Genomic DNA, 13,869 nt, shown 5'->3' with positions numbered 1-13,869 from the left:
GAGCACAGAGGCATCATGGGGTATGAACCCGAAGACACGCTTGATGGCGGCCTTTCCTGACAGCCTCTTTTATACTTTATTATTTTTAAACACAAGCCGGGACAGTGGGTTGTGGGTTCCCGGGAACAAACAAAATTGCAAGCCGGCTTTCTAAAAAAGTGGTAACTGTTCACCTTAATGATATGAGCTCCAGTGGTCCGGAAATTCGGCAAACAGGACGTAAAAACTCGTTCCAAGGAAGCGTAAATCAAAACCTCTTCAAGTTTTTTCAGCCAGAAAATATTCAATTATATTATGCTTTGAATCAAGCTGGGTGTTTAACGGTTTTGATTAACGCTTCCTACGTCGCTCAGACAGTTTACGCCCAGTTTGCCGAACCCCCGGCCCCTGGCTTTTCGTACGCAGATGCTGAATAGTTACAAAAAGTGATCCACAAGTATTTACCAAGAATCACCCCTGAACCAAAGGGCTTTTTTCGTGCTGTATAAGATTAACCTGGCATTTTTTATTTTCCTGGCGGGCATGCTTTTAATCGCCGGCTGTTCCTGGGCTTCAGATGAACCCTGGGAGCTTGAGGCGGATCAAATGTACGTGGACCAGGAGAAAAACCTGGTGGAAGCCTTCGGCAATGTCTTGATGTGGCGGATGGATGATTATGTTCAGGCTGATTACGCCAGGCTGCATACTGATACCAACTGGATATATCTCAAGGGGAATATTCAGGCCAGGTTTGAAGGAGATCACATTGAGGGCCGGGAGGCTGAACTGGATCTGGACAATCATGTGGGCTGGATCAAAGAGGGCAAAGTATTCATGGCCCAGGACAATGTCTATTTTTCCGGGGAACGTATGGAAAAGACCGGTCCGCATACGTATACTTATGAAGACGGGATAATGACTTCCTGTGATGACCGACCCGCACCCTGGTCCATCAAATCCAGCCGGGGCGAAGTCACCGTGGAAGGCTATGCCAGGCTGTGGCATCCCAGATTCCGGGTCAAGGACCGCCCAATCCTGTATTCACCGTACATGATAGCCCCGGTGAAAACAAAGAGACAGAGCGGTTTTCTTTTCCCCACCTTCGGCCAGGGCTCGGAATACGGCTTCAATTTCAATCTTCCCTACTATCACGTTATAGACGATCAAAGGGACATGACTTTTTACGCCAACTACTACACCGATCGCGGGTTCATGCCCGGGGTGGAATACCGCCATACGCCGAGGCTGCACAGAAAGGGCCTGTGGAGAGCGGACTGGCTAAGGGACAGGCAGGTCCACGACCAGGGCAATGAACCAAGCAGGTTCGAGGATGACGGCCTGTTCAGACCCAACCGTGACCGCTACTGGATAAGGGGCAAATACGATCATTATGATCCGGCCACGGACTGGACCTTCCGCCTGGATGTGGACTATGTTTCGGATCAGAATTACCTGCGGGAGTTCAGTGATGGTCACTCTGGATATTATGCCAGCCGGGACGAGTTCGAGGATGAATTCGGCCGGGACATCCAGGGCAAAGACCGGCTAAGAAGAAACAATATTTTCAGTGCCAGCCGCAACTGGAACAATCTGGGATTTAACACCAGACTGGTGTATACCGACAACCTGGAATACAGAAACAGAAATAAGCCTGCACGCAGAAATCCTACAGTGCAGAGGCTGCCTGAAGTCAACCTGGATCTGTATCGCACCAGGCTGGGAGATTCGCCTTTTGAACTGGAATCATCCAACGAGGGCGTCTATTTCTGGAGGGAGTACGGCACCACCGCCACCAGGCTGGATGTTCATCCCAGGCTTAGCATGCCCATTAGAAGCGGATGGGGAAGGATAATTCCCAGCGCAGGCTGGAGGCAGACCGGCTACTTCGTGGACAGTTTCCAGGATGAACCGGTAGAGCGCGATACTGACAGCCGGTTTCAAACCAGGGGGATATATGATTTTAATATCCGGGCGGATACTGAACTGCAGCGCATATTTGAGATGGGACCGGCCCCTGAAGTAAAATGGGGAAGTGTGGGCGAGTCAGCCTGGACCGGAGTAAAGCATTCCATGCTCCCTGAACTGGAGTTTGACTACATACCTGACAAGGACCAGGATAAATATCCAAGCTTCGATTCCACCGATCGCATCGCTGCCAGAGAGGAATTGACATACAGCCTTAGAAATATATTCACCCGCAGACTGGAGCGCGTCCGCCAGGGGACAGATGAGGGGGAACCGGTTTTAAGTAAGGACTACCGGAATTTTTTGCGCGTGGAACTGGAGCAGTCATACGACTTCAGGGAGGCCAGGCGCAGCCACAGCCGGGAGTACAACCGCAGACCGTTTTCGGATCTTCTGGCCGAGATCAGCTTCAACCCCAATCAGTACATTACACTCAGCAACAAAACCTGGTATTCTTTCTACGAAACCATGGTCACTGAGCACGAACATACACTTACCCTGACCTGGCCGGATGTGGCCAGCACCTGGTTCAGCCTGGATTTTTTAAATGAGATAGACGAATACAAAAGAACAGTGGATGAGAGGATAAATATCCTGGAAGTGGGCATGGACCTGGACTATTTTCGCAAATGGCGCTTTGAGGCCTCCATGAAAAGAGACATGGAACATTCCAGGGCCCTGGAGAACAGGCTTTCGGCCGAGTACAGGCACCAGTGTTATGGATTTATGTTTGAATACAAAAAGACGGATTACGATCACAGCTTCGCCTTTCACATTAAACTGTTGAACCTGGGAGAATGGGGGATCTGAGTGTGAACGGTATAAAAGTCCTTCCTCCGGGTCTTCAGAATCAAATAGCCGCCGGAGAAGTGGTGGAAAGGCCTTCCAGCGTGGTCAAGGAGCTTGTGGAAAACAGCCTGGATGCTGGAGCTGGAAGTGTCCAGGTGTACCTGGAGCAGGGAGGGCAGGCCCTGGTGGAGGTGGTTGACGACGGAGCGGGCATGCTGCCTGCTGATATGGCCCTGGCGGTTACCAGGCATGCCACCAGCAAGATTTTCAGCATGCAGGACCTGGTCTCGGTGCAGAGCTTCGGCTTCAGGGGGGAAGCTCTGCCCAGTATAGCCTCCGTATCCAGGCTCAGGCTTTCTTCCTGCGTCCAGGGCCGGGATGAGGGCAGTTTTCTGGAGATCCTTTACGGAGATCATCTGGAAGAGGGTCCAGAGGCCATGGATCCAGGCACCAGGGTTAAAGTGCAGAATCTGCTGGCCAATATTCCGGCCAGGCTCAAGTTTTTAAAAACCAAAAACACAGAGGCCAAAAAGTGCTCGGAAAATTTTATCCGCCTGGCCCTGGCCAACCTGGAGGTTGACCTGGAGCTGTACTCCGAGGGACGCAGCCTGCATCGATTCTTTGCAAATGAAAACCTCAAGGAAAGACTGTCCAGGGTGTGGCCGGAGCAGTTGTGCCGGGATTTGAAGGAAGTGGAGCTGGATCAGGGGGATTTCCGGGTGCACGGGGTGGCCTCAGCCCCGGAAAACGCCCAGGCCAGGGGAGAGCGCATGCTCTTTTACGTGAACAACCGCGCAGTCAAGGATAAAACCCTCATCTCGGCCCTGAAGCAGGCCTACAAGGGCAGGCTTCTTTCCCGGGAGTACCCCCAGGCGGTCATTTTCCTGGAGATCCCCCCGGAAGAGGTGGATGTAAACGTGCATCCGGCCAAGTCAGAGGTGCGCTTTCGCAATGAAAAGCATGTTTTCTCCCTGGTGTCCAGGGCGGTGGGCAAGGTGTTGGACAAAAATTATTTTCAAGTACCTGAAATGCCGGCAGAGGAGGTTGACGTCGCCGGCAGAGCTGACTCGCCCAGGTATGGTCCCGGCCCAGGGGAAACCCGCCCGGAAATGCCTGTTTTCAGGGAAGACTTCCGCCATGAAACCGCTCCGGATTATGGGGACAGGCCCCCGAAAAAACCTGCACCCCCGGTTCATGCCCCGGATATGGGGCTTTCTTATCTGGGCCAAGTGGAAAACAACTATCTGGTTTTCCTTAATTCTTCTGGCAGGTTGCTGGTGGTGGACCAGCACGGGGCACATGAAAGGGTGGTCTTTGAAGATCTCAAGAGCAGACAGGGATCTGTTCAGAGCAGAATGCTGGCCATGCCCATGCAGATAGAGCTGCACCAGGCTGAAAAGAATCTTCTGGAGGAGATATGGTCAATGCTCAGGTCCCTGGGTTTTGTTTTGGAGCTTCAGGATGAAAGTCTTTTGCAGGTAAAAGGCCTTCCGGATATTTTGACTTCTGGTGAAGGACTGGAGGCGCTGCGCTCCATGCTGGAGGATAAGGCCAGGGATATGGACGGGATTTTGATTGCCATGGCCTGCAGGACATCCATCAAGTCCGGCAGTTCCATGACCCGGGACGAGGCCCTGAGCCTGGCTCATAAGCTCATGCAGTGCAAAGAGATGAATTTTTGTCCCCACGGCCGGCCCATATGCATGGACTTGGGCGGCAAAGAACTGGAAAGGCTTTTTAAGCGCAGATAGTTTCAGGATCAAACTTGTAATTCACAGGAGCAGATATGCGGGTTTTGATAGTTGGTTCCGGTGGAAGGGAGCACGCCCTGGCCTGGAAGATAAGGCAGAGCCCCAGGGTGGAGAGGCTGTTCATAGCCCCGGGCAACGGCGGAACAGCCCTGGAAGGAGAAAACGTTGCCGTAGACGTGGACGATATACCCGGACTGGTCAAACTGGCCAGGACGAAAAAGGTGGACCTGGTTATTGTCGGCCCGGAACTGCCTTTGGTCCTTGGGCTCACGGATGCACTGGAAAAGGAGAATATCCTCTGTTTCGGACCAGGAGCCTATCCTGCCCAGCTGGAAGGCAGCAAGGCCTTTGCCAAGTCTCTCATGTCCCAGGCCGAGGTGCCTACTGCCGGGTACAGAGTGTTTGAAGACTTTAACCAGGCTGTAAAATACGTTCAAGGCAGGGATTTTCCAGTGGTGATCAAGGCTGACGGCCTGGCTGCCGGAAAGGGAGTGGTCGTGGCCGATGATTTTGAACAGGCCCGGGAGGCCCTGGATGACATGCTGGTGAAGCAGGTTTTCGGCAAGGCCGGGGAGCGGGTGGTCATTGAAGAGGCCCTGAGCGGCGAAGAAGCATCCTTTCTGGCCCTTTGCGACGGTAGGAATTTTCTTCTGCTGCCCTCGTCCCAGGATCATAAGCGTATCGGGGAAAACGATACAGGCCCCAATACAGGAGGCATGGGGGCTTACAGCCCGGCCCCGGTGCTGCCTGCAGCAAAATACCAGGAAACCGCGGACCTGGTTATAAGGCCCATGCTGCAGCATCTTGAACAGACGGATCAGCCCTTCAAGGGAGTCCTGTACGCCGGACTTATTTTCAGTGAAGATGGCCCCAGGGTGCTGGAGTACAATGTCCGTTTCGGTGACCCGGAATGTCAGCCCCTGCTTATGCGTTTGGACTCGGATCTTCTGGAGGTGATCATGGCCTGCGTGCACGGCAGGGCAGCTGAAAGAAGTCTGCAGATAAAAGATGAGGCCAGCGTATGTGTTGTCCTTTCAGCGGGCGGGTATCCGGCCAGGTATACCAAGGGGCATGAAATAACCGGAATTGAAGAGGCTGAAACCGATCCTCTGGTCAGGGTGTTTCACGCCGGAACAGCTTATAAAGACGGGCGTCTGGTCACCAGTGGAGGCCGGGTGCTGGGAGTCACAGCCTTGGGTACGGACCTGGGGGATGCCATTGAGCGCTGTTACCGGGCCGTGGAAAAGATATCCTTTGAGGGCATGTACTACCGCCGGGATATAGGCCAGAAGGGGCTGTAATAATTAATTTATTATCCCATGGTCGAGTATTTTTCCTGGCTGCTGGGTTTTTTGAGCAGCCATACCAAAAGATACACCAGCGGGGTATCCAGGAAGGCTATGATGAGCTTCACCGCCATCTGGCCCAGGATCAGGGGCAGCAAAGGCATGACCCCCAGAAAGGCTATACAGATGAAGATGGTGCTGTCCAGGAGCTGGGATACTGCGGTGGAGAGATTGTTTCTAAGCCACAGGTGCCTGCCGCGAAATGTCTTTTTCCAGAAATGAAAAGCCCAGACATCGTGGTACTGGCTGACAATGTATGCAGCCAGAGAGGCCAGGATGATTCTGGGAGCAGCCCCCAGGACCTCTTCAAAGGCCTGGCCCCCTTCCCAGAAAGGGGCGGCGGGCCAGGCCAGGGCCAGGTGTATCAGGCCCAGGCAGACCACCAGGGCTGCAAAGCCTCCGGCCACCACCTGCCTGGCCGTGTTTTTTCCCCAGATCTCACTTATGACATCCGAGGCCACAAAGGTCAGGCAGTAGGCCAGGATGCCCGCCGGGACCACAATGGGACCCACGCTGATTATCTTGGAAGAAATGACCGCGGCTATTACCAGGCTGCCGGCAAAGATGCAGGCCAGGCAGATAAGGGCCGGACTGACACGTTCCTGCACTATATATCCCGGGCCGCCTCTTCCACGTCCCGGGCCATCTTTTCCCGGGCCTGCCTGATTTTACCGGCCAGGGCGTCATCCTCCAGGGCCAGGATCTGGGCGGCCATCCAGGCTGCATTTCTGGCACCGGCCTTGTCCAGGGCAACCGTGGCCACTGGAAAGCCCGGAGGCATCTGCACTGTGGCCAGCAGAGAGTCCCAGCCGCTCAAGCTGGATGCAGCCAGGGGGATGCCGATAACCGGCCTGATGGTCTGGGCGGCCACGGCCCCGGCCAGGTGAGCAGCCATTCCAGCGGCGCAGATAAAGACCCTGCAGCCCTTGGACTCCATCTCCTGCACCAGTTCTTTGGTACGCACCGGTGTGCGGTGAGCCGAGGAAATGGTCATGAAGTGCTCGATTTCCAGGTCGCTTAGAATCTTGGCGCATGGTTTGACCAGGTCCAGATCGGACTTGCTTCCCATAAAGATTGCTACTTTGGGCATGTTTTGTACTCCTGATTGCTGGTTTTTTATAGCTATTCACCACCTGTTCAAGCTGCACAATCCAGCTATAAACTTGCAGATTTATGGTCCGGGGGCTTTGCAAACTGGGCGTAAACTGTCTGAACGACGTAGGAAGCGTTAATCAAAACCGTAAGACACCGAATTTGATTCAAAGCATGATATTAGAAAATATCCTGGATATTAAACCCGTGTATAGGTTTTGATTTAAGCTTCCTTGGAGTGAGTTTTTACGTCCTGTTTGCAAAGTCCCCGGACCATGGTTAATAATTACATCTTTTAAACTATTTTCCTTCTTCCCTCTTGTCCACCACCCTGGTAGCCTTGCCCTGGGACTGGGGCAGGGTATTGTGCTCCACCAGGTCTATTTTGGGACTGATGAGTATTTCCTCTCTCAAGAGCCCGGCTATCTTGTTTTGAATCTGCTGCAGTCGGCGCATGTCCTCCACAAAAAATTCATCTCTTATTTCCACCTTGACCCGCATCTGGTCCATGTGACCCTGGCGCTCAAGCTGGATGATATAGTTCTGTCCCACTTCGGGAATGGACATAAGTATTTTTTCAACCTGCATGGGGTAGATGTTCACCCCTTTTATGACGATCATGTCGTCGGAGCGGCCGGTGATCCGATCTATACGCCTGTGGCTGCGCCCGCAAGGGCATTCTCCGGGTATAAAACGGGTCAGGTCCCGGGTGCGGTAGCGCAGGATGGGCATTCCTTCCCGGGTAAGTGTGGTCAGGACCAGCTCCCCGGTCTGGCCCTGGGGAACAGGCTCCAGGGTTTCGGGGTCGATTATTTCCGCCAGGTAAGCATCCTCCCACAGGTGCATGCCGGTCTGATACTCGCACTCGAAGGCAACTCCAGGGCCGTTCATTTCGGACAGACCATAGGAGTTGTAAGCTCTTACCCCGTAAATTTCCTGGATTCTGCTCCTTATTTCCTCGCTGTGGGGCTCGGCCCCGATGAGCATGATGCGCAGGTGCATGGAGCGCGGATCCACACCCTGGTCGTCAAAAACCGAGCCCAGGTGCAGGGCGTATGATGGAATAATATGGGCCACGCTTACCTTGTAGTCCCCGAGCATCTTGATCTGGCGCTTGCTGTTCCCTACGCCGGCGGGGATGGTCAGGCAGCCCAGCCTCTCTGCACCGTAATGTATGCCCAGCCCCCCGGTGAAAAGCCCGTATCCGCTCATGTTCTGGAAGACGTCGCTGGAGCGGACCCCGGCGCAGTGCATGGATCTGGCCACCAGGTCGGCCCAGACATTGAGGTCGTTCTGGGTGTGCAGAATTACTGTGGGAGACCCGGTGGTTCCGGAAGAGGCGTGCAGGCGGACCATTTTTTCCTTGGGCATGGCCAGAAAACCGAAAGGGTATTGTTCCCGCAGGTCTTCTTTGGTGGTGAACGGTAGCCTGGCTATATCTTCGTGGGAATTTATATCCGGGACTTTAACGCTGGCCCGGGCAAGGCTGTTGCGGTAGAAAGTGGAGGCTGTAGCCTGGTGAACTGTATTCTTAAGCCTTATGGCCTGCAGGTTTTCGATTTCTTTTCTGTCAAGGACTTCGTGCCTGTCAAAGACTTGCATACATCTCCCCGGTTTCTGATGGTTGTTGATGGTGCCGGCATGCCTGCTTGGGGCATGTGGCTGACATTACAGGAAAAAACTTGGTTCATGGCTAAAAAAGGTCAAAGATTCTGAGCTTCTTCTTCGGAAGGGGCCGGGACATGGGTCAGGTTTTCAAAGGCGGTAAAGCGATCCAGGTATGAAAGTTCCACGGTTCCCACTGGACCGTTTCTCTGTTTGCCGATGATGACCTCGGCAACGTCCCTGCGCGGGTTGTCCTCCTTGGGATTATATACACCGTCGCGATACAGAAACAAAATGACATCCGCATCCTGTTCGATTGCTCCGGAGTTGTGGCTGATGATCCCGTCGGCCAGCCATGAGGCTTGCTCCGGCACGGTAAGATCGTAAACTTCTTCTTGGCCGGCCGGTTCCACGGCCACCACCGTATCCCAGAAAAGATCGTTTTTGCAGTGAGCGCGCAACAGATCATCATCGAGAATTTCGGCATATTCATGGAGTATCCGGCGGGAAGGGGCGAAACGGAAATGAGAGTTACCACCGTAGGAGGTGCCGCGCATGGCGGTCATTTGTCGATGAGTAATACCTTGGTCGCTCATCGCCGCACGGACATGGTTGAACAATTCCCTGGGCAGGGTGTCGACGTTGGGGTTGGGGCGGGTTGCGGCCAGTTCGGCGGCAAGCTTTTGGACCTGTTCGCGGCGGCGGGGGCCGAATCCACCAATCTTTTCCAGGAAAAGACGCTGCTGGGTGGAGCCTGAAACATGCACCATCCGCCACGGGCGGCTGCCTGCTTGGTGTACTGTCTGAGTACGGCTGATAATGCCGCAGCGCAGGAGCAGGGCCGAGACATCGGCGGCCAGGCCGGGACTGTTAGTGCTGAAGTGGATGGCATGACTGCCTCGCAGGCCTTCTCGGCGGCTGTAAACAGTACCGTCGGTGGCCCATAGATGTTGCAAAAAAAGAAATATCTGGCGGTTGCCCAGGCGAAAGACCTCCCGGGGGATGCGCTTCTCGTGGGAGCGTTGGTTAAAAATACCCAACTCCCGCAACCACAGGTTCAAGCCGGCCGGACGCCAGCGATTGCCGTTGCCGCTGAAAACCAGTTGGTGCCAGGCCCCTTTTTGGGGATAATGACGATTAACCCGGACGTTAAACTCCTGGGTGGCGGCTTCTTCCACCAGGTGTGAACTGCTTTCGTCAGCGGTGGTGTAACGCAGGGGTTGACCTTTAAGATAGCTGCCGTCACCGATTAAGTGGGCCAGCAGGGCTACCCGCCGGTCGGGCCAGACCAGATCGTTTTCCGGCTCCGGCAATTGCCGGGCGATGGCCAGCCGGTCACCTTGCTTCAGGGTTGCAACCCGGCACCAGCCACCGGCACTGTAAAGCCGATGGTCTGCGGTGACTCGCAGGATGCGGCCGCTGGCCAGCTTAACCTCCAGAATATTTCTCCGTCCCACCGGCCAGACCAGGTCGCTGCGGGCATTGACCAGTTTACCTTGCCGGTTCATGGCGATTACCTTGGGGGTGGTTCCCACCAGTTCACTGATCGGTATCCTGCATCCATCGGCCAGGCAGACCAGGGTGTCGCCGGTGACGCATTCGCGCAGGTCGGACAGAACAGGGCGTTTGTTGGTCCTATCCTCGACTTTGCGGTTTAGCTGGGACAGAGCTACCACTGGTACGTTCAGCTCCTTGGCCAGAGCTTTAAGCGACCTGGATATCTCGGATATTTCCTGTTCCCTGGAGTCGATGAATCTGCCCGCCCGCATAAGCTGCAGATAATCCACCACCACTTGGTCCAGGCCTTTTTCAGATTTGAGCCTGCGGCTTCTGGCCCGCATCTCCATGGAAGACAAAGCAGGAGTGTCATCGATATATATGGGAGCCCTGGAAAGGGCCTGGGCTGCTTGATGCAGCCTGGTCCAGTCCTCGTCGTTTAAAAATCCGGTCCGAAGATTTTTCAGGTCCACCTTGCCCCATGAGCAGAGCATGCGCATCATGAGCTGCTCCATGGACATCTCCAGGGAGAATACGGCTGTTTTTACCCCGTGGGCCACGGCCGAGCGCATGGCCATATTCAGGGCGAAGGCGGTTTTGCCCATGCTGGGCCTGCCGGCGCAGATAATAAGATCAGTTGGTTGAAAACCGGCGGTTATTTCGTCCAGCTTGTGATATCCGGTGGACACTCCGGTGACCAGTTCCTTGCGCTCTACCCTTTGCTCCAGAAGCTTAAATACATCTTCAACCAGGTCCTTGGTGGATCTGAAAACCGGCTTGGTTTTGGCTTCGCTGATGGCGAATATGCTTTGCTCTGAGGTGTCCAGGAGATCGCTTATTTCGCTGGCCGGCTCGAAGCTCTGGGCGATAATGTTGGTTGCGGCCTGTATCAGGTGCCTGCGAACAGACTTTTCCTTAACTATCTGGGCATAAAAATGCACGTTGGCCGAGGCAGCCACGGCCTCGGTGAGTGAGGCCAGATATACGGCTCCGCCGATGCTTTCCAGTTGGGAGGTTTTTTCCAGTTCCTCGTGTACGGTGACCAGGTCCACAGGAGTATTGCGGCGGTAAAGTTCCAGGAAGGTCCTGAAGACTATGCGGTGGGCCGGGGAGTAAAAGTCCTCCTCGCTGAGAACGTCCACCAGGGTATGCAGGACCTCGTTGGATAAAAAAACCCCGCCCAGAACCGCCTGTTCGGCCTCCAGGTTCTGGGGGGGCATTCTTTTTACCAGGTCCGAGGAAACTTTTCCCAGGGACTGGCTCAGATCCTGGCCGGATCTTTTGGAGGCATCTTTGCCTTTAAAGGATCTGCCGGAACCGGAATGAGCGCTGCCCTCAGGATTCTTCCCCTGACTGCCCGGTGACTTGTTCGCTGTCATGTCTTACAACACTGACCTTTACATTGGCCTGGATGTCATGGTGGAGTTTGACCCCGATTTCGTATTCCCCGAGGTTTCTTATGGGGTTGTCCAGTACTATTTTGCGTTTGTCGATATCAATGCCCTGCTGGGCAAGGGCGTCGGCAATCATGGCCGTGGTTACAGAACCGTAAAGTTTGTCGTGTTCGCCCACCCGCACGGGCATGACCACATTTGCTTCCTCCAGCTTTTCTCCCAGACTCTGGGCTTCGCGGCGGATGGCATCCATTTTTTCCTGCAGGCGTTTTCTTTCCTGCTCAAAGATATTTAGATTTGCCTTGGTGGCCGGGTAGGCCAGTCTTTGAGGGATTAAATAATTGCGGGCATATCCTGGCTTGACCCTGACCACGTCGCCCAGTCGACCCAGGTTGTCCACGTCTGCTCTTAATATCAGCTGCATTTTTGATTACTCCTAAGTTGTCTTTTTCCTGACGTCTGTGCTGTGAGTTGCAGTGTAATACAGCAGTGCCATCTGTCTGGCCTTTTTGATTTCAGTGGTGAGCGCCCTCTGATGCTTGGCGCAGTTGCCGGTGATCCTGCGGGCGATGATTTTGCCCCGGTCAGTAATGAAGTCCTTGAGCATATCCACGTTCTTGTAGTCCAGGATATTTTCCTTGGAGGCGCAGAAACGGCAGAACTTTTTCCGGGGGGCGAATTTCTTGTATACCATACTTATTCTTCCTCCTGAACCTTTTCCTGGGGCAGTTTTACTGTCAAAAACTTAAACACGCCGTCTGCAATACGGATGTTGCGCTCGAATTCCGAGACCTGGGCAGCCGGGAGGGAGTACTCCATGCGGATGTAGCGACCGCGGGTCTGCTTTTTGACGGGATAGGCCAGGGTTTTCAGTCCCCAGTCGTCATTCTTGATGACCTGGCCGCCGTTTTTTTCCAGTACGCCGGAGAATTTCTCCAGCAGTGCATTGCTTCCGTCTGAACCCAGCTCCGGGTTCAGCAGCAAAAGCGTTTCATACCTTGCCTGCATCAGTGTAACTCCTTTTGGTCATTGGCCCTCATTTAAGAGAGCAAGGTTTAATGGTTGATGATCGCCTCCGTGCCATGTGTAATCAGCAGGCACGGGCTGTACTGATCCTTGCCGGAACAAACACATCAAATTATTTGCAGGCTCAAGTTATGTCAAGCCCAAAAATCGGTCCAGTTCAGCCATGAACTCTGGAATCAGCTCCTTTCCCCTTACTTTGCGCACTACCTCACCTTTTCTGAAAATTATGCCGCAATCCCGGCCCCCGGCCAGGCCTATATCAGCCTCCCTGGCTTCTCCGGGACCATTGACCACGCAACCCATAACAGCCACGGTAAACACCTCGTCCACATCTCTTAGCCTGTCTTCCACCGCCTGGGCCAGGGCCGGAAGATCTATTTCTGTCCGTCCGCAGGTGGGGCAGGATATGATTTCCGGTCCCCTCTGCCGGAGCCCCAGGGACCGTAGAATTTCCCAGGCCACGGTCATTTCCTGCACCGGGCTGCCGGTCAGGGATACACGCAGGGTGTCGCCCAGTCCCAGGTGCAGGAGGATACCCAGGCCCACACCGGATTTGGCAGCCCCGCGCAGGGGTGTGCCGGCCTCGGTTATTCCTATGTGCAGGGGGTAATCACGTTCATCAGCCATGAGGCTGTAGGCCTTAATGGTATCCGGTGCAGAGGAGGACTTAAGGGATACTTTGATAAGCTCAAAGCCCTGCTCCTCCAGGAGGCGGACATGACCCATGGCGCTTTCCACCATGGCCTCGGGTACAGGACCGCCGTACTTATCCAGCAGCTTTTTTTCCACAGACCCGCTGTTGACGCCTATACGGATGGGCACGCCGCGTTTTCCAGCCTCCTGCACCACACTGGACACCTTGCCTGGACCTCCTATATTGCCGGGATTCAGGCGCAGTCCATCCATCCCGGCCTCCAGCGATTTGAGCGCCAGGCGGTGGTCAAAATGAATATCCGCGATCAAGGGTACAGGAGACCTGCTTTTTATCCCGGGCAGGCTAAGCGCAGACTCCATGTCCGGAACAGCCAGGCGGACCAGTTCACAACCGGCCCGGACCAGGCTGTTTATCTGCTTCAGGGTGGCCTGCACATCCCGGGTGGGTGTGTTGGTCATGCTCTGTACCCGGATGGGGTTGTCTCCACCGATGCCGACATTGCCGATATTTATTTCGCGGGTTTTTCGCCTTTGCATGCACATGGACTTAGCACCAGGCAAAGCGGGCTTCAAGAAAAAGGTTGCCGGGCTTTTAACCTTCCCATAATCATGACCTGAAAAATTTGCTTGTTTCTTGAAGAAAAAGGCATTATTGCTTGCCCTGAAGAGATTTTGTCCATGTCTTTGTCTGTGACTTTACATCTGGTGATAATATTCCCTGGGTGTTACAGGTTATGCCTGATATGATCAGGCTTTATTGTCGTGCTTAAT

At 54.3% G+C, this 13,869-nt stretch carries 11 protein-coding genes; 3 read left to right on the top strand and 8 right to left on the bottom strand.

Features of this window, described 5'->3' with window-relative positions; translation table 11 throughout:
- The first annotated feature begins 522 nt into the window (after positions 1–522).
- Genes DTHIO_RS13840 through purD form a run of 3 tightly spaced genes read left to right on the top strand, consistent with a single transcriptional unit; the run spans position 523 to position 5,785 of the window.
- Positions 523–2,754 (top strand): LPS-assembly protein LptD, encoded by a 2,232-nt coding sequence (locus DTHIO_RS13840; RefSeq protein WP_040419030.1) that lies wholly within the window; start codon positions 523–525, stop codon positions 2,752–2,754.
- 2 nt (positions 2,755–2,756) lie between these two features.
- Entirely contained in the window at positions 2,757–4,484 is a 1,728-nt protein-coding gene (gene mutL, locus DTHIO_RS13835; protein ID WP_161598681.1) for a DNA mismatch repair endonuclease MutL, read from the top strand.
- A gap of 35 nt (positions 4,485–4,519) precedes the next feature.
- The gene (gene purD, locus DTHIO_RS13830) at positions 4,520–5,785 is read left to right on the top strand and encodes a phosphoribosylamine--glycine ligase (RefSeq protein WP_008870883.1); all 1,266 of its coding nucleotides are present in this window, start codon (positions 4,520–4,522) and stop codon (positions 5,783–5,785) included.
- An 11-nt stretch (positions 5,786–5,796) separates the two neighbouring features.
- Here the strand turns inward: purD and DTHIO_RS13825 are convergent, their stop codons facing one another.
- The 8 genes from DTHIO_RS13825 to ispG all read right to left on the bottom strand — a co-directional run bounded on the left by DTHIO_RS13825 (position 5,797) and on the right by ispG (position 13,635).
- Positions 5,797–6,438 (bottom strand): queuosine precursor transporter, encoded by a 642-nt coding sequence (locus tag DTHIO_RS13825; protein ID WP_008870882.1) that lies wholly within the window; start codon positions 6,436–6,438, stop codon positions 5,797–5,799.
- Positions 6,438–6,920 carry a 5-(carboxyamino)imidazole ribonucleotide mutase gene (purE, locus tag DTHIO_RS13820; protein ID WP_008870881.1) on the bottom strand — a complete coding sequence of 161 codons (483 nt, stop codon included), beginning with the start codon at positions 6,918–6,920 and terminating at the stop codon, positions 6,438–6,440. Before purE ends, DTHIO_RS13825 begins: the two co-directional genes overlap by 1 nt.
- 302 nt (positions 6,921–7,222) lie before the next feature.
- Positions 7,223–8,524, bottom strand: a complete 1,302-nt coding sequence (locus DTHIO_RS13815) for a phenylacetate--CoA ligase family protein (RefSeq protein ID WP_008870880.1) — start codon at positions 8,522–8,524, stop codon at positions 7,223–7,225.
- 101 nt (positions 8,525–8,625) lie between these two features.
- Entirely contained in the window at positions 8,626–11,403 is a 2,778-nt protein-coding gene (locus DTHIO_RS13810) for a replicative DNA helicase (protein WP_008870879.1), read from the bottom strand.
- The gene (gene rplI / locus DTHIO_RS13805) at positions 11,360–11,842 is read right to left on the bottom strand and encodes a 50S ribosomal protein L9 (protein ID WP_008870878.1); all 483 of its coding nucleotides are present in this window, start codon (positions 11,840–11,842) and stop codon (positions 11,360–11,362) included. The genes DTHIO_RS13810 and rplI overlap by 44 nt, the downstream gene beginning before the upstream one ends.
- A gap of 12 nt (positions 11,843–11,854) precedes the next feature.
- Positions 11,855–12,112, bottom strand: a complete 258-nt coding sequence (rpsR, locus tag DTHIO_RS13800) for a 30S ribosomal protein S18 (RefSeq protein WP_008870877.1) — start codon at positions 12,110–12,112, stop codon at positions 11,855–11,857.
- 2 nt (positions 12,113–12,114) lie between these two features.
- Positions 12,115–12,426 carry a 30S ribosomal protein S6 gene (rpsF, locus tag DTHIO_RS13795; RefSeq protein WP_008870876.1) on the bottom strand — a complete coding sequence of 104 codons (312 nt, stop codon included), beginning with the start codon at positions 12,424–12,426 and terminating at the stop codon, positions 12,115–12,117.
- A 147-nt stretch (positions 12,427–12,573) separates the two neighbouring features.
- Positions 12,574–13,635: a flavodoxin-dependent (E)-4-hydroxy-3-methylbut-2-enyl-diphosphate synthase gene (ispG, locus tag DTHIO_RS13790; RefSeq protein ID WP_050775234.1), complete on the bottom strand. Its 1,062-nt coding sequence runs from the start codon at positions 13,633–13,635 to the stop codon at positions 12,574–12,576.
- Between the last annotated feature and the right edge of the window lie 234 nt (positions 13,636–13,869).

The organism is Desulfonatronospira thiodismutans ASO3-1 (assembly GCF_000174435.1).
GTDB lineage: Bacteria > Desulfobacterota > Desulfovibrionia > Desulfovibrionales > Desulfonatronovibrionaceae > Desulfonatronospira > Desulfonatronospira thiodismutans.
Note: the sequence above shows the minus strand (reverse complement) of the source record. Positions and strands in the feature narration are given on the sequence as shown.